We start from the raw sequence: 15,680 nt of genomic DNA on the forward strand, positions 1-15,680 counted from the left end.
CCCGCGATCTAGGCTCGTCGCATGACCGATGCCGTCGTCCTCGCCGCCCTGCTCGGCGTGGTCGGCGGCATCGTGCTGTCCGCCCTGCTCCTGCTCGCGCGCCGCTACGCCCGCGGACCCGGCGGCCTCGGCAGCGAGGCGGAGGAGGCGACCTACCGCGCCCTGCACCAGGCGAGCCTCGCCGCCCCCTATCTGCGCGGCGGGCTCGACACCCCCGACGTCGCCCGCGCCGCGAAGCACCTGCGGGGGGTGCTCGGCAGTCCTGCCGTCATCCTCGTCGTCGGCGACGTGATCGTCGCGCGAGACGGGCAGACCGAAGGATTGGATGCCGCCGCCCGCCGCGTCGCGGCACAGGTCACCGAGACGGGCAAGCGCCGCGTCTTCCCCCGAGCGGACGGCGGCGACGGGCTCGAGGCCGTCGGGGCGCCGATCCGCGTGGACGGCGAGGTCGTCGGCGTGCTCGTCGCCTTCGCCGCGCCCGTGCGGGCGGCGCTCGTGCGCGCCGCCGGCGAGGTGGCGGACTGGTGCGCCGCGCAGGCGACCCTCGGCGAGCTCGACGCGTCGCGGGCGGCCCTGGCCGAGGCCGATCTGCGCTCCCTGCGCGCGCAGATCTCGCCGCACTTCATCTACAACGCCTTGACCGCGATCGCCTCGTTCATCACCACCGACCCGCCGCGGGCGCGCGAGCTGGTCCTGGAGTTCGCCGATTTCACCCGGTACTCGTTCCGACGCCAGGGCGAGTTCACGACGCTCGCGGAGGAACTGCGCAGCATCCACTCCTACCTCGAGCTCGAGCACGCTCGCTTCGGTGGACGGCTCTCGGTGACGCTGCGGATCTCGCCCGAGACGCTGGCGACCGTCATCCCGTTCCTGTCCGTGCAGCCGCTCGTCGAGAACGCCGTCCGGCACGGACTCGAACCGGGGGAGGGCGGCGGCACGATCCTCATCGCTTCGGAGGATGCCGCGACGCACACGGAGATCACCGTCGAGGACGACGGTGCAGGGATGGACCCCGACGACCTGCACGCGCTCCTCACGAGTGCCGCCGACGGTACCAACGTGGGACTGCGGAACGTCGACACCCGGCTCCGTCAGCTCTACGGCGACGACGGCGGACTGGTCGTCGAGACGGCGCCCGGCGCCGGTACCCTCGTCCGCATGCGGATCCCGAAGTCGCAGCCGCACCACCTCACGCGCGGTGGGGAGTGAGCGTCGTGATCGACGTCCTCGTCGCCGACGACGAGAAGCCCGCCCTCGACGAGCTGGCCTTCCTGCTGCGCGCCGACGACCGGATCGGGGAGGTGCTCACGGCGTCGTCGGGCGCGGAGGCGCTGCGGCTGCTCACCGAGCGACCGGTCGCGGCGGCGTTCCTCGACATCCACATGCCCGGTCTGTCGGGACTCGACCTGGCCACCGCCCTGCGAGCGCTCGCATCGCCACCCGCGGTCGTCTTCGTGACCGCCGACGACGCGCACGCCGTCGACGCCTTCGAACTCCAGGCGCTCGACTACCTGCTCAAGCCCGTGCGGGGCGAGCGGCTCCGTCGCGCCGTCGACCGCATCGCCGAGAACGACCGTCCCGCCGAGAGCGACGAAGTCCTGCCCGTCTCGGTCGGGTCGGCGGTGCGGTTCGTGCACCGGCGCGACGTGCGCTGGGTGCGGGCCGAGGGCGACTACACGCGGCTCCACACCGACGGCGACTCCGGGCACCTGGTCCGCATCCCCATCTCGGACCTCGAGGCGAGGTGGGCGGATGCCGGCTTCGTCCGCATCCACCGCTCGTTCCTCGTGCGGGCGGCATCCGTCACCGAGGTCCGGCTCTCGGGCGCGGAACCGACCGTGTGGCTGGACGGTACGGCCCTGCCGGTCAGTCGGCGACTGCTTCCCGCCGTCCGCGAGGCGCTCGTCGGGCGGACGGGGTCGTGACACGCGAACGGGTGCGGGTGACGGCGCAGTCGGGACGTCCCGGTGCGCCGACCCGGGGCATCGCCCTCCCCGGTGCGCCGGTGGACGACGCCGAGGCGGCGTACGCCCGTGCCCTGCGGCGGTCGCAGCTGCGGCTCGCCCTCGGGACGCTGCTCGGGTTCGTCACCGTGACGGTCGCGCTGCTGCTGGCCATCACCCTCATCCCCGAGCTCGACGAGATCGTCCTGCTCGGCGTGCCGCTGTCGTGGCTGCTGCACGCCTTCGGGTTCTACCCCGTGATCGCGGGGTTCGCGATGCTCTACGTCCGCGGCGCGAACCGCAACGAGCGCCGCTGGCGGGCGCTGCGCGACGAGGGCGCATGAACGCGCTGCTCGACCTCGTCGCGGTCGCCGTCGTCGTGGGCGCGACCGTCCTCATCGGCGCCCACGGGCTGCGGGTCTCGCGCACGACGAGCGACTTCTTCGTGGCCTCCCGCACCGTCCGCCCCGTGTGGAACGCGTCGGCGATCAGCGGCGAATACCTCTCGGCGGGGACCTTCCTGGGGCTGTCCGGGCTCGTACTGCTCAGCGGCGCGGAAGGGTTCTGGTTCCCGATCGGGTACGCCGCCGGATACCTGCTCGTCCTGCTGTTCGTCGCGGCGCCGCTGCGGCGCAGCGGCGCCTACACGATCCCCGATTTCATGGAGGCGCGGCTGGATTCCCGCCTCGCACGGCGGGTGACGAGTGCCGCGTGCCTGCTCATCGGATGGCTGTACATCGTGCCGCAGCTGCACGGCGCCGGGATCACGCTGCAGGTCGTCGCCGACATCCCGCCCTGGGTGGGCGCCGTCCTCGTCGCCGTGCTCGTCGCGGCGGCGGCCGCCGCGGGAGGGATGCGGGCGATCACCTACGTGCAGGCGTTCCAGTACTGGCTGAAGCTGACCGCGCTGCTCGTCCCGGCGGTGCTCATCGTGTTCGCCGTGAACGGCGGCGCTCGAGAGATCGACCCGCTCGTCGTCTTTCCCGCCGAAGCAGGGCCGGCGGGCATCGATGCGTATGCCGCCGGCTCGCTGCTGCTGGCGCTGCTGCTCGGCACGATGGGGCTTCCGCACGTGCTCGTGCGGTTCTACACGAGCCCGACCGGCGGGTCCGCGCGTCGGACGACGGTCCTCGTGATCGTCATGGTGAGCGTCTTCTACGCCGTCTCGAGCGTCATCGGGCTGCTCGCGAGAGTGGTGGCGCCCGAGCTCGCGCAGCCGGGGGTCGCCGACACGGTCGCGCTCGTACTGCCGGCGCGGGTGTTCCCGGGCCTGGCGGGCGAGCTGCTGACGGCGCTCGTCGTCGCCGGTGCGTTCGCCGCGTTCCTCGCGACCTCGGCCGGGCTCACCGTCTCGCTCGCCGGCGTCATCAGCCAGGACGTGTTCTCCGGCTCGGTCCGATCCTTCCGGCTGTCGGCGGTCGTCGTCGCCCTCGTGCCGCTCGCGATCGCGCTGCTCACCGTGCCGGCGGGGCTGGTCGCCTCCGTCGGAGTCGTGTTCGTGTTCGCGGCATCCGCTCTGTCTCCCGTGCTGCTGCTGTCGATCTGGTGGCCGAGGCTCACGGCGCGCGGCGCCGTGTCGGGCATGGTGACCGGTGGCGTCGCCTGCGGAGCCGCCTTCGCCGTCCACGCGGCGGTGGGCGGCGTGGGGCTCGCCGCGCCGCTGCTCGCCCAGCCGGCGGCGTGGACCATCCCGCTCGCGACCGCCGTCACCGTCGTCGTCTCGCTCACCGACCGCGCGGGCGCGCCCGTGCGCGCGGGCGCCTACCTGGCGCGGCTGCACACCCCCGGCCGGGGCTGAGGCGCGCCGACGTCGTCGTCTTCCGCGTTCCGTGGCGAGGGAGAATGTGCGCATGCGTCGGTCTCTGAGGTGGTGCGTCCTCGGCGCGGTCCTGGTCGTGTCCCTGCTCGGCGGGTGCGCCGCAGCGCCACCGCCCTCCGCATCCACGCCCGCGTCGCCGTCGCCGTCGGCGACCGCGGCGTCCCCCTCCGCGAGCCCCACGCCGACCCCGTCCGCGACCCCCACGCCGACCCCGACCCCCGACCCGGTGGCCGCTCTCACCCTCGAGGAGCGTGTCGGACAGCTGTTCATGGTCGGAACGCGGGCGACCGCCGCTTCGCCCGCGACCCTCGCCGCCGTCGAGGATCGTCATGTGGGCGGCGTCTTCCTCAGCGGCCGGTCACGGGAAGGAGTCGCCGCCACCGCGGACGTCGTGGCGGACTTCACGGCGCTCGACCATCCCGAGGGCGCACCGCTGTGGGTCGCGACGGACCAGGAGGGCGGCGAGGTGCAGGTGCTGCAGGGCCGGGGCTTCGATGCGATGCCGTACGGCATCCGACAGGCCGATCTGTCGGCCGACCAGCTCCGCGCGTCGGCCGAGCGGTGGGGTCGCGAGCTCGCCGACGCGGGCGTCACCCTCGACCTCGCGCCCGTCGCCGACATCGTCACAAGCGAGGCGACCCGCTTCGACAACCCACCCGTCGGCGGCTACGGCCGGCAGTACGGGTACGACGCGACGACGGTCACGGCGAAGGCGGGGGCGTTCGCCGAGGGGATGCGGGCTGCCGGCATCCTTCCCACCTTCAAGCACTTCCCGGGCCTCGGGCACGTCACGGCCAACACCGACACCACCGCGGACGTCGTCGACACGACCGTGACCGCCGACGGTCCTGACGTCGACGTCTATCGGCCGCTGGTCGAGGCCGGACCGAGCGCGGTGATGGTCTCGTCGGCGATCTACGACCGCATCGACGGGTCGGGTCCGGCGGTGTTCTCGCCGAAGGTGCTGAATGTGCTGCGCGAGCAGGTCGGGTTCGACGGTGCGGTGTTCTCCGACGACCTCTCCGCGGCCGTCGCGGTGTCGGCGTGGACGCCCGCGGAGCGCGCCGTCGACGCGATCTCCGCGGGCGTCGACGTGGTGCTGGTCTCGGCGAAGCCGTCGGTGTTCCCGGCGATGTACGACGCCGTGCTCGCCGAGGCGAAGAGCGACCCGCAGTTCGCCGCGCAGGTCGACGCGGCCGCAGCCCGTGTGCTCGCCGCGAAGGCCGACATGGCCTGACCACCCGGCCCCGTGGGGCAGACTCGAGGGATGACCTCGACGCTCCGGGACCGCATCCCCGTCGGGGCGACCCCGGACGCCGTCTACGAGGGCTTCCTCGAGTGGACGCTCGAGCGCGGCATCGAGCTCTACCCGGCGCAGGACGAGGCGATCATCGAGCTCGCGTCCGGATCGAACGTGATCCTCGCGACTCCCACCGGCACGGGAAAGTCGCTCGTCGCTGTCGCGGCACACGCGGCATCCCTGGCTCGCGGGGGCCGCACGTACTACACGGCGCCCATCAAAGCCCTCGTCAGCGAGAAGTTCTTCGCACTCGTGGACATCTTCGGACCGGATGCCGTGGGCATGGTCACCGGCGATTCGTCGGTGAACCCCGACGCGCCGATCATCTGCTGCACCGCCGAGATCCTGGCGAACACCGCGCTCCGGCTGGGTCCCGACGCGGAGATCGACCAGGTCGTGATGGACGAGTTCCACTACTACGGCGATCCCGACCGGGGGTGGGCGTGGCAGGTGCCGCTCCTGCTCCTGCCGAAGGCGCAGTTCCTCCTCATGTCGGCGACCCTCGGCGACGTGTCGGCGATCTCGACCGATCTCGAGCGACGCACCGGGAGGCCGGTCGCCCTCGTCGCGGGCGCGGAGCGACCGGTCCCGCTCGACTTCTCCTACGCCCGCCGCCCGGTCCATGAGGTGCTCGAAGGGCTGCTCGAGAACGGCGAGGCGCCGGTCTACATCGTCCACTTCTCGCAGGCGGCAGCCCTCGAGCGGGCGCAGGCGCTGTCGAGCGTGAAGGTCACGACGCGCGAGCAGCGCGATGCGATCGCGGACGCCATCGGCGGCTTCCGCTTCACGACCGGCTTCGGCAAGACGCTGTCCCGACTGGTGCGCGCGGGCATCGGCGTGCATCACGCAGGGATGCTGCCGCGCTACCGCCGACTCGTCGAGACGCTCGCGCAGCGCGGCCTGCTCCGCGTCATCTGCGGCACCGACACGTTGGGCGTCGGCATCAACGTCCCGATCCGGACCGTGTTGATCACGGCGCTGTCGAAGTACGACGGCACGAAGATGCGTCAGCTGTCGGCGCGGGAGTTCCATCAGATCGCCGGTCGTGCGGGGCGCGCCGGGTTCGACACGCACGGCAGCGTCGTCGTGATGGCCCCCGAGTGGGAGATCGAGAACGCGGTCGCGCTCGCGAAGGCGGGGGACGATGCCGCGAAGCGCAAGAAGATCGTCCGCAAGAAGGCGCCGACGGGCGTCGTCAACTGGGGCGAGGGGTCGTTCGAGCGACTGGTCGCGGCCGAGCCCGAGCCGCTCTCGCCGCAGTTGCAGCTGACCTCCGCGATGCTCATCAACGTCATCGGCCGTGGGGGCGACGTGTTCGAGAACGTGCGGTCGCTCGTCTTCGACAATCACGAGCCGCGAGCCCGGAAGTACGAGCTGGCCCGCCGGGCGATCGCGCTGTTCCGGACCCTCGTGGCGGCCGACATCGTCGTGGCCGATGCCGACGGCATCCGCCTCACCGTCGACCTGCAGCCGAACTTCGCGCTCAACCAGCCGCTGTCGCCGTTCGCGCTCGCCGCGATCGATCTGCTCGACCCGGATGCCGGTGACGCCGGCGTCGGCAGCGGTCATCACGCGCTCGACGTGGTGAGCGTGATCGAGGCGACGCTCGACGACCCGCGCGCGATCCTGTCGCAGCAGGAGTACAAGGCGCGCGGCGAGGCGGTCGCGGCGATGAAGCGCGACGGCATCGAGTACGACGAGCGCATGGAGCTGCTCGAGGCGGTGACGTGGCCGAAGCCGCTGGCCGAGCTGCTGGCGCAGGCGTATGAGACGTTCGCGTCGAGTCAGCCGTGGGTGCGCGACTTCGAGCTGTCGCCGAAGTCGGTCGTGCGGGACATGTTCGAGCGGGCGATGTCATTCGGCGAGTTCGTCTCGTTCTACGGGCTCGGGCGGAGCGAGGGCCTGGTGCTGCGGTACCTGTCCGACGCGTACCGCGCGATCCGGCAGACGGTGCCCGCTGAGGCCCGCACCGACGAGCTGCTCGACCTGATCGAGTGGCTCGGCGAGCTGGTGCGGCAGGTGGACTCGAGTCTCGTCGACGAGTGGAACGCGCTGGTGAATCCAGCGGACGACCCGGAAGCACCGGTCGTGCCGCCGGCGCCGCCGTCGATCCTCACCAACCGTCGCGCGTTCGTCGTGCTGGTGCGCAACGAGATGTTCCGCCGGGTGCAGCTGGCCGCGCTGCAGGACGACGATGCGCTGGTCGAGCTGGATCCGGATGCCGCGTGGCCCGACGTCCTGGACCGGTACTTCGACGATCACGACGAGATCCTCACCGGCGGCGCCGCTCGGAGCCCCGCGTTATGCGTCATCGACGAGTCGTCGGCGTCCGAGGGTGTGTGGCGGGTAGAGCAGATCATCGACGACCCGGCGGGCGACCACGACTGGCGGATCCGTGCAGAGGTCGACCTGGAGGCATCCGTCGACGAGGGCGTCGCGGTCGTGCGGGTGACCGAGGTCGTGCGGCTCTAGGTGTGGCGGGTCCAGCCGTCGCCGTCGTGGGTGTAGACGATGCGGACGTGACGGCGGTCGGGTGAGCCCTGCCAGAACTCGATGCGGTCGGGGACGAGGCGCCACAGCACCCAACCGCCGGCCTGGTGGAGGGCTGCGGCCGGGCTGCCGGCGACGTCCGCCGCGCTCTCTTCGGGGTCGGCCTCGCGTACGGGGCCCCGGACCCGCACGGCGCGCATGAGGGGTTGCCACCAGAAGTTCAGCGCGGCGGCGGGGTTGTTCGCGAGCTGCCGTCCCTTCTCGGAGCGGCGTGGTCCTGCGAAGGCCCAGCCTTCGGTGTCGACTCCCTTGAGGATGAGGGTGCGCGCGTCGGGGAGGCCCGCGGCATCCGCTGTCGCGAGGGTCATCGCGCGCGGTTCGGCGACGCCGGCCCGGGCGACGTGACGTATCCACGTCTCGAACAGGGTGACGGGGTCTGACGGCAGGTCGGAGAGCTCGAGAGGTGGGGGCGACCCGATGAGGGAAGGTTGGGCGCGGAGCCACCGCGTGAGCTCGTTCATACTCCCATCCTGCTCCCGGCTGTCGTGATGTCGGCGCGGGCGGGCAGACTGACCTCGTGGCGACCTACCTGGCATTCCTGCGCGCGATCAACCTGGGGGCGAAGCGGGTCTTCCCGAAGGACGACATCCGGCGCGTCGTCGAGAGCGTCGGGTTCGAGGAGGTCGTGACCCACATCAACACGGGGAACGTGCGCTTCGAGTCGCGAATGCGCTCGCGCGAGCGCATCGAGCGCACGCTGGAGACCGCGTTCGCCGCGGATCGCGGGTTCGAGGTGCCGACCGTCGTCTACGCCGCGAAGGAGTTCGCGGCGCTCGCCGCGGAGACGCGGCAGCTGGGCGAGGAGAACCCCGGGCTCGCGCGGCATTACGTCTACCTGCTGAAGGACGAGTTGACGACCTCGCAGGTCGCAGACGTCGAGGCGAGGGCGTCCGACAAGGGTCTGATGGTCGTCCGCGGCCGGGCGGCGCACGCGTTGCTCGAGCCGGGGTATCAGGACGGCACCGTCGACCCACTCGGGGCGGCGTCGCGGCTGGGTGTCGCGACGAACCGGAACGCGAGTGTGGTCCTGGCTCTGGCCGAGAAGTGGTGCAGCGCGTGGATGCGGTGATCCGCGACCCGCGGCTGACGGACGCCGAGACGATCGCCGCGTTGCATGTCGCGACGTGGCGTGAGACGTATGGGCATCTGCTCCCCGACGATTTCTTCACCGGAGAGCTCCTGGACCGGCGGCGTCGCATGTGGACGCGGATCCTCACCGATTCGCGCCCGGAGCATGTCGTACGGGTGGCGGAGGCCGACGGCGAGCTGATCGGTTTCGCGATGTCCGGGATCTCCGATGAGGGAATCCCGCAGCTGTACATGCTCTACGTCCTGGCGGCGCAGCACGGCGCCGGGATCGGGCAGAGGCTGTTCGACGGAGTGCTCCCGCCGGGTCCGGCGGTGCTGTGGGTCGCGAAAGAGAATCCTCGGGCCATCGCGTTCTACCGCCGCAACGGCTTCGCTTTCGACGGCGCCGAGCAGAGCGACCCCGGAACGGCGGGAATCGTGGAAGCGCGGATGGTGCGGTGAGAACGCGGGATTGCGATCAGTGCGCGATCGGCAGCACGAGTCTCGCTGCAGGAGCGGGGTCCGTGACGAGTCGCGCGTGGGTCTCGACGTCATAGCGAAGCTTGCCGTAGCGGAGCTTCTCCCGCTCGATCCCCTCGGCGAGGAATCCCGCCGCCGTCGCCACTCGGCATGACGCAGGGTTGTTCACCCGATGTCCGAGCTCGAGCCGATACAGCCCGTTCGCGAAGGCCCACTCGCTCACCGCGATGAGCGCGCCCGCCGCGTAGCCCTTGCCGCGCGCAGCGGGTGCGAGCCAGTAGGACATCCACGCCGTCTCGTGCCGGAACTCGATCGCAGCCGCTCCGACGTTGCCGACCGCGATACCGTCCTCGACGACGGCCCAGTTCTTCACGTGCTCGTCGAAGCGCAGGGATCGGTCGATGAACGTCGCAGCAGCTGCCCGGCTCGGCAGGTCGACGCCTCCGAACTGCGTCGCCAGATCAGAGGCGCTGCGTGATGCCTCGCTCAGCGCGGAGGCATCACCGGCATCCCACGGGCGAAGCGTGACACTCACGCCCCCATCCTGCCTCAGCCGTCGGGTCGCAACCCGACTCGGCCTTCAGCGACATCGCCTAGAACGGTGGTGGTCCGGGTGGGTCGACGGTGAAGGTCGGGATGCGGCGTTCGGGGTGGACGAGGTAGACGCGTCCGGCGGGTGAGGTCCATTCGAGCGCGCCGCCGGGTCTGGCTCGGACTTGCCAGTCGGTCTGGTGTTTGAGGGTGTGGTGCCCGCGGCACAGCGGGGCGAGGTTGTCGGAGGCGGTGGTTCCGCCGTGGTGCCAGTTGGTGGTGTGGTCGATGTCGCACCGGTCGGCGGGGATCCCGCATCCGGGGGCCATGCACCGTGCGGCCCGCCAGGCGACCAGCCGGCGGAGGTCTGCGGGTGGCCGGTAGGTGTCGCGTCCGACGGAGAGGACGGCCCCGGTCTCGGGGTGGGTGAGCACCCGCATCCACCCCGATGCCGTCCCGCAGAGTTCCCGCGCCTTCTCGACCGGGATCGGTCCGATCCCGTCGAGCTGCGCCGCGGGCCCCTCGCCGGTGAGGAGGGTGAGGGCGGGAACGGTGACCGTCACGGTCGGACGGATGCCTCGTGCCTTCGCCGGCAGCGACTCGGTCTCTCCGTCGATGAGGAGATCCCCGAACACGTCCGCGCGCTTCTGATCCAGGGACCGGTCATCGTCGAGGGTTTTCGCGATGGCGGTGAGCCGTCCGAGGATCGCGTGGGCTTCCACCGCGGGCAGGTGCGCGGTCAGCCACGCCATCCCGTCCACCCCGGCATCGACCCGCACGTGCCGGTGCGCGAGGGCCGCGGCGTGCTGCTGCGCGAGGGTCGCTTCCTGCTCCCGGTCGATAATGCGTTTCACCGCCCGCCGGAACGGACCCGTCGACTGTTCTTCCGCCAGGCTCAGCACCTCGTGGATGAGCCCTGCGGTCACGTTCTCGAGTTGGTCGAGCCCGTCGACGATGATCGTCGCGTGGGCCTCGGTGATCACCGCACGACTCATCGCCTCCCACACCTGCGGGTACCGACGTACGAGCGCATGCCCGATGCCCATGAGACGTCCCGCGGCGTGCTCCGTGATCCGCAACGCAGCCGCGACCTCGAGCCGCACCGACCGTTCCACGAACGCGACCGGTTCCTCCCGCCGCCGCGCATCGGCGATCGCGTCATCCCACAACTCGACGATGCACGCATACCGTTGCGCCGCATGCACCGTCGCCATGTCGGCGCACATCACCACCCAGTCCAGCGCGGTCGGGATCCCCTCGGGGACCTCGTCGCGAGCATCGGGCGAACTGGACATAGTCCCAGACTAGGAGGGGGTTCCGACATCCCCTCCGGCACCGTGATCCCGCCGCAGCCCCGGGCACGCCGCCCGCTCTCGGCGCCCCACCCGGGCGCCCCATTCACACCCCGCCGAGCCCCCGCATCCACGCCACTTCGCGCGTGATCTGCCCCGTCGCGACGAACGTCCGCACCTGGTGCGTTTCCGCCAGGACCCGCGCGAGCTCCGACAGATCCGCGCCGGCGAACCCGAGCGACTGCCAGAACCCGCCCGATCGGCGGCTGAACAGCCACGCGGTCGTCGCACCTTCTTCCGCGGCGCGATCGAGTGCGAATCTCGCCAGATCGGTCCCGCGACCGCGCGCCCGCGAAGAGGACACCACCGCCACACTCCGGATCAACGCGTGGCGTCCGTCGAGGCTCAGCTCGTAGCCCGTGCTACCGACGATCCGACCCGACTCGTCCCGCTCGACCCACAGCCGCACCGACGGCTCGTCCAGCCCGGTCACCGTCAGGTCGACCTCGCGCAGGAACGCCTCGACCTCACCGGCATCCGCCGTCATGCACCTGCTCAGTTCCATCCCCGCTCCTCCCCGTTCCCGCGCCGCGCCCCCCTGCGCCGAGACTGCGCGAGCGAGTCGAGACTGCGTTCGCGCGCCGCATCCTCGTCGCCCGGGTGCAGTCTCGCGAATCGGTCTCCCCATCCTCGCAAGCGTGCCGAGACCCTCCACACCCGCAGACCCTGTCGGATGCCGCGGCTAGGGTGGACCGGGTGAGTGACGGCGGATGGCAGAACGACCCCTACGCCGATCTCGTGTGGGATCCCGACGACGTCGCGCCGCCCGAGGACTTCGACTCGCCGCCCCCGCCCGATCCGCGATACGACGACTACGCCGCGTCCGTCGCCCGCGCGACGCGGGCTGAGCCCACCCGCGCCGCACCGGCCCGGCCGACTGCACAGCGCCCGGCCGCACCCCCGGCATCCGTCCTGCGGCTCGAACGCCGCGACCACGTCGGCGACGACCCGGTGAAGGTGCTCACCGAGGTCTTCGGGTACACCGCGTTCCGCGGCGACCAGGGCGACATCGTCCACCACGTCATCGCGGGCGGCGATGCCGTCGTGCTCATGCCGACCGGCGGCGGCAAGTCGATCACCTACCAGGTGCCGGCGCTCGTCCGTCCCGGAACGGGACTCGTCGTCAGCCCCCTCATCGCGCTCATGCACGATCAGGTCGACGCGCTCATCGCCAACGGCGTCCGCGCGGCGTACCTGAATTCGACGCAGACCCCTGCCGAGCGCGCCGGAGTCGAGCAGGCGCTCCTCGACGGCGAGCTCGACCTGCTCTACGTCGCGCCCGAGCGGCTGTCGGTCCCCGCGACGACCGCCCTCCTTCAGCGCGCGCAGCTCAGTGTCATCGCGATCGACGAAGCCCACTGCGTGTCGCAGTGGGGGCACGACTTCCGCCCCGACTACCTCGCCCTGGGCGACCTCGCCGAGCGGTTCCCCGGCGTCCCGCGCATGGCGCTGACCGCCACCGCGACGAGGGCCACGCACACCGAGCTCACCGAGCGCCTGCACCTGCCCGACGCTCGTCACTTCGTCGCGAGCTTCGACCGACCCAACATCCAGTACCGCATCGAGCCGAAGGTCGACATGCGCCGCCAACTGGTGCAGTTCGTGCGCTCGCAGCCCGAGGGCGCCGCCGGCATCGTCTACGCGCTCAGCCGCAAGTCGGTGGAGCAGACGGCCGAGTACCTGCGCACGCAGGGTGTCGACGCGCTGCCGTACCACGCGGGATTGGATGCCTCGATGCGTGCCCGGCACCAGTCGAGATTCCTGCGCGAAGACGGCGTCGTCATGGTCGCGACGATCGCCTTCGGCATGGGCATCGACAAGCCCGACGTGCGCTTCGTCGCCCACATCGACCTGCCGAAGTCCGTCGAGGGGTACTACCAGGAGACCGGTCGTGCCGGTCGCGACGGCGAGCCGGCGGTCGCGTGGATGGCGTACGGCCTCGGCGACGTCGTGCAGCAGCGGCGACTCATCGACCAGTCGCCCGGCGACCGCACCTACAAGATGCGCATGGGGCAGCACCTCGACGCGATGCTCGCGCTCTGCGAGACCGTCTCGTGCCGCCGACAGAACCTGCTGAACTACTTCGGACAGTCCTCGGATGCCTGTGGCAACTGCGACACCTGCCTCACCCGGCCCGACACCTGGGACGGGCTGATCGCCTCGCAGAAACTCCTGTCGACGATCGTCCGTCTGCAGCGCGAACGCAACCAGGCGTTCGGCGCCGGTCACCTCATCGACATCCTCCGCGGAGCCTCGACCGAGCGCATCCGGCAGCAGGGTCACGACAAGCTCTCGACCTACGGGATCGGGAACGACCTCTCCGAGCAGGACTGGCGCTCGGTCGTCCGGCAGCTCCTCGCCCGCGGCATCCTCGTCGCTCAGGGCGAGTACGGCGTGCTCACCGTCGGCGAGACCGGGGCAGCGGTCCTGCGGGGAGAGGAGGCCGTGCCGCTGCGGCGCGACGTCCTCGGGCGCACCGGCGGAGGAGCGACCCGCGCCAAGAAGGCCTCGACGGCGGATTCGCTGCCCGAGGGCGATCGGGACCTCTTCGAGGCGCTGCGCGCGTGGCGTGCCGAGCAGGCGCGGGAGCAGGGCGTCCCCGCCTACATCGTGTTCGGCGATGCGACGCTCCGCGCCCTCGCCGAGCACCGACCGCGCTCGATCGGCGCCCTCGACGGGATCACCGGCATCGGCGCCAAGAAGCGCGAGGCCTACGGTGAGGCGGTCGTCGCCGTCATCGCTGCGAACGCCTGAGCGCTCGCCCGATCAGCGGTCCCGCAGCGCCCGGGTCATCCGAGTCGACACGTCCCCTACCGGATCACCTTCCACGACAAGGCGTGATCGGCATGTGACGTAACACTCTTACCTCCCGTGACTGCCCGGCGTGCGGCCGCGGAGCGGGCGTGCTCGGATGAGGCCTGCACCCCTCCTCATCCGTCCTGGAGTCCTCATGACCCGTCCCCTCCGCGCCGCCCTGGCCGTCACCCTCGGCGCCGCCCTCGTCGCCGCGATAGCCGGCTGCGCCGGCGCCGGCACCACCCCCAGCTCCAACGCCGCCGCGGGCGAACCGCAGACCGGCGGCACCCTCACCTACCTCGAGCCACAGACCTGGAACACCCTGTACCCGGGATCGGGCGGCTTCTACCCGAACGGCGGTGTCATCAACAACATCACCGACCGTCTGCTCTACCAGGACCCCGAGACCCTCGAACTCGAGCCGTGGATCGCGACGGAGCTGCCCGAGGTGAACGCGGATGCCACTGAGTACACGTTCACGCTCCGCGACGACGTCACCTACTCCGACGGCACCCCGCTCGACGCGGAGAACGTCGCGAAGAACTTCGACCTCCTCGGTCTCGGCGACCCCGACCGGAAGTTCACCGTGTCGGAGCAGGTGACCAACTACGAGAGCAGCGAGGTGCTCGACGACCACACCGTGCGCTTCCACTTCAGCGCTCCCGCGCCCGGGTTCGCGCAGGCGACCTCGGCGATCAACGCGGGTCTCCTCTCCGACGAGACCCTCGACCGCACGAGCGAGGAGTTCGGCCCCGGCAACGCGACCGAGATCATCGGCAGCGGCCCGTTCGTCGTCGCCGCAGAGGAGATCGGCACGAAGATCAGCCTGAAGGCACGCGACGACTACGACTGGGCGCCGCCCTCGCTCGAGCACCAGGGCCGTGCCTACCTCGACGGCATCGACTACGTCGTCGCCTCCGAGGACAGCGTCCGCGTCGGCACGGTCGTCTCGCGACAGGCCCACATCGCCCGCGGGATCGAAGCCCCTGACGAGGCGCAGTTCTCCGCCGACGGCCTGCAGCTGCTCGCCTCCGCGACGAACGGCGTGAACAACGGGCTGAGCTTCCGACTGCGCGACCCCGTCACGTCCGAACTCGCGGTGCGGCAGGCGCTCATCGCCGGCATCGACCGCCAGGCCATCGTCGACACCCTCTTCAGCGACAGCTACCCGCTCGCCACCGGGGCGCTCGCGACCACCGCCCGCGGCTACACGGACACGTCGGAGTTCTACGTCTACGGCCCCGACCAGGCGAAGAAGCTCCTCGACGACGCAGGCTGGGTTCCTGGTGCCGACGGAATCCGCGAGAAGGACGGCACGCGCCTCTCCCTCACGGTCAACGAGGCCCTGCCGCAGCCGCGCTCCCGCGAGGTGATCACCCTCATCCAGGACCAGCTGCAGGACATCGGCGTCGAGATCATCCTGCTCCCCGGTGACCAGGCAGCGCAGGATGCCGCGCGCGGCGTCCCCGGCGAGCTGCAGATCTACCACTCCATGGTCGGTCGCGCCGACTACGACGTCCTGAAGTCGCAGTACTACTCCGGCAACCGCAACGCGCTCCTCAACGGCTACCCCGACGGAACCGTCGCCGACGCCGAGCTCGACGAGCTGCTGCTCGCGATCGCCTCCAGCCCCACCGAGGAGGCCCGCCAGGAGGCATCCGCCGCTGCTCAGCAGCGTCTCGCCGAGCAGGCATACATCCTGCCGTTCTTCGAGGAGCCGCAGGTCTACGGATACGTCGACGCCGTCCACGGCTTCGCGACCGAGTCGATCGGTCGCCCGTCGTTCTACAGCACGTGGCTCGCCGGATGACGCAGAGTCCGTGACCCGGATGCGGGGAGGC

14 protein-coding genes are annotated in these 15,680 nt (G+C 71.2%); 10 read left to right on the forward strand and 4 right to left on the reverse strand.

Translation table 11 applies throughout. The features are described from left to right. Positions 1 to 21: 21 nt before the first annotated feature. From M3190_RS01715 to M3190_RS01740, 6 genes are read left to right on the forward strand one after another with little or no spacing between them, the layout of a single operon-like run. Positions 22 to 1,209, forward strand: a complete 1,188-nt coding sequence (locus tag M3190_RS01715) for a sensor histidine kinase (protein WP_251577687.1) — start codon at positions 22 to 24, stop codon at positions 1,207 to 1,209. Then, the gene (locus M3190_RS01720; protein ID WP_251577689.1) at positions 1,206 to 1,925 is read left to right on the forward strand and encodes a LytR/AlgR family response regulator transcription factor; all 720 of its coding nucleotides are present in this window, start codon (positions 1,206 to 1,208) and stop codon (positions 1,923 to 1,925) included. Before M3190_RS01715 ends, M3190_RS01720 begins: the two co-directional genes overlap by 4 nt. Next, positions 1,922 to 2,287: a heavy metal transporter gene (locus M3190_RS01725; protein ID WP_251577699.1), complete on the forward strand. Its 366-nt coding sequence runs from the start codon at positions 1,922 to 1,924 to the stop codon at positions 2,285 to 2,287. Before M3190_RS01720 ends, M3190_RS01725 begins: the two co-directional genes overlap by 4 nt. After that, positions 2,284 to 3,741, forward strand: a complete 1,458-nt coding sequence (locus M3190_RS01730; protein WP_251577701.1) for a sodium/solute symporter — start codon at positions 2,284 to 2,286, stop codon at positions 3,739 to 3,741. The genes M3190_RS01725 and M3190_RS01730 overlap by 4 nt, the downstream gene beginning before the upstream one ends. 52 nt (positions 3,742 to 3,793) lie before the next feature. Continuing rightward, positions 3,794 to 4,999: a glycoside hydrolase family 3 N-terminal domain-containing protein gene (locus M3190_RS01735; protein WP_251577703.1), complete on the forward strand. Its 1,206-nt coding sequence runs from the start codon at positions 3,794 to 3,796 to the stop codon at positions 4,997 to 4,999. A 30-nt stretch (positions 5,000 to 5,029) separates the two neighbouring features. After that, entirely contained in the window at positions 5,030 to 7,534 is a 2,505-nt protein-coding gene (locus M3190_RS01740) for a DEAD/DEAH box helicase (protein ID WP_251577705.1), read from the forward strand. Here the strand turns inward: M3190_RS01740 and M3190_RS01745 are convergent. After that, positions 7,531 to 8,073 carry a pyridoxine/pyridoxamine 5'-phosphate oxidase gene (locus M3190_RS01745; RefSeq protein ID WP_251577707.1) on the reverse strand — a complete coding sequence of 181 codons (543 nt, stop codon included), beginning with the start codon at positions 8,071 to 8,073 and terminating at the stop codon, positions 7,531 to 7,533. The genes M3190_RS01740 and M3190_RS01745 overlap by 4 nt on opposite strands. 56 nt (positions 8,074 to 8,129) lie before the next feature. On the opposite strand from M3190_RS01745, the gene M3190_RS01750 reads away from it, so the two are divergent. Together M3190_RS01750 and M3190_RS01755 are read left to right on the forward strand one after the other, a co-directional pair. Then, a complete protein-coding gene (locus M3190_RS01750; RefSeq protein WP_251577709.1) occupies positions 8,130 to 8,681 on the forward strand; it encodes a DUF1697 domain-containing protein in 552 nt (183 codons plus the stop codon). Then, complete coding sequence (locus tag M3190_RS01755) at positions 8,669 to 9,142, forward strand: GNAT family N-acetyltransferase (RefSeq protein ID WP_251577711.1); 474 nt, start codon at positions 8,669 to 8,671, stop codon at positions 9,140 to 9,142. Before M3190_RS01750 ends, M3190_RS01755 begins: the two co-directional genes overlap by 13 nt. A gap of 16 nt (positions 9,143 to 9,158) precedes the next feature. Here M3190_RS01755 and M3190_RS01760 read toward each other — a convergent pair whose 3' ends face one another. From M3190_RS01760 to M3190_RS01770, 3 genes are all read right to left on the reverse strand, one after another. Beyond that, positions 9,159 to 9,695, reverse strand: a complete 537-nt coding sequence (locus tag M3190_RS01760) for a GNAT family N-acetyltransferase (RefSeq protein ID WP_251577713.1) — start codon at positions 9,693 to 9,695, stop codon at positions 9,159 to 9,161. A 58-nt stretch (positions 9,696 to 9,753) separates the two neighbouring features. Next, positions 9,754 to 10,986 carry an HNH endonuclease signature motif containing protein gene (locus M3190_RS01765; protein ID WP_251577715.1) on the reverse strand — a complete coding sequence of 411 codons (1,233 nt, stop codon included), beginning with the start codon at positions 10,984 to 10,986 and terminating at the stop codon, positions 9,754 to 9,756. A gap of 103 nt (positions 10,987 to 11,089) precedes the next feature. Beyond that, a complete protein-coding gene (locus tag M3190_RS01770) occupies positions 11,090 to 11,548 on the reverse strand; it encodes a GNAT family N-acetyltransferase (RefSeq protein ID WP_251577717.1) in 459 nt (152 codons plus the stop codon). A gap of 191 nt (positions 11,549 to 11,739) precedes the next feature. Here M3190_RS01770 and recQ point away from each other — a divergent pair, with 191 nt between their 5' ends. Together recQ and M3190_RS01780 are read left to right on the forward strand one after the other, a co-directional pair. Continuing rightward, a complete protein-coding gene (gene recQ, locus M3190_RS01775; protein ID WP_251577719.1) occupies positions 11,740 to 13,797 on the forward strand; it encodes a DNA helicase RecQ in 2,058 nt (685 codons plus the stop codon). Positions 13,798 to 13,993: 196 nt separating this feature from the next. Next, complete coding sequence (locus M3190_RS01780) at positions 13,994 to 15,649, forward strand: TIGR04028 family ABC transporter substrate-binding protein (RefSeq protein ID WP_251577721.1); 1,656 nt, start codon at positions 13,994 to 13,996, stop codon at positions 15,647 to 15,649. Positions 15,650 to 15,680: the final 31 nt, after the last annotated feature.

The sequence above is a fragment of the Microbacterium oleivorans genome (assembly GCF_023715745.1).
GTDB lineage: Bacteria > Actinomycetota > Actinomycetes > Actinomycetales > Microbacteriaceae > Microbacterium > Microbacterium oleivorans_D.

Bases quoted from the DNA above. Each gene is read 5' to 3' on its own strand.
- M3190_RS01715 (WP_251577687.1), top strand. From the start codon at position 22: ATGACCGATGCCGTCGTCCTCGCCGCCCTGCTCGGCGTGGTCGGCGGC.
- M3190_RS01730 (WP_251577701.1), top strand. From the start codon at position 2,284: ATGAACGCGCTGCTCGACCTCGTCGCGGTCGCCGTCGTCGTGGGCGCG.
- M3190_RS01735 (WP_251577703.1), top strand. From the start codon at position 3,794: ATGCGTCGGTCTCTGAGGTGGTGCGTCCTCGGCGCGGTCCTGGTCGTG.
- M3190_RS01740 (WP_251577705.1), top strand. From the start codon at position 5,030: ATGACCTCGACGCTCCGGGACCGCATCCCCGTCGGGGCGACCCCGGAC.
- M3190_RS01745 (WP_251577707.1), bottom strand. From the start codon at position 8,073: ATGAACGAGCTCACGCGGTGGCTCCGCGCCCAACCTTCCCTCATCGGG.
- M3190_RS01765 (WP_251577715.1), bottom strand. From the start codon at position 10,986: ATGTCCAGTTCGCCCGATGCTCGCGACGAGGTCCCCGAGGGGATCCCG.
- M3190_RS01770 (WP_251577717.1), bottom strand. From the start codon at position 11,548: ATGGAACTGAGCAGGTGCATGACGGCGGATGCCGGTGAGGTCGAGGCG.
- M3190_RS01780 (WP_251577721.1), top strand. From the start codon at position 13,994: ATGACCCGTCCCCTCCGCGCCGCCCTGGCCGTCACCCTCGGCGCCGCC.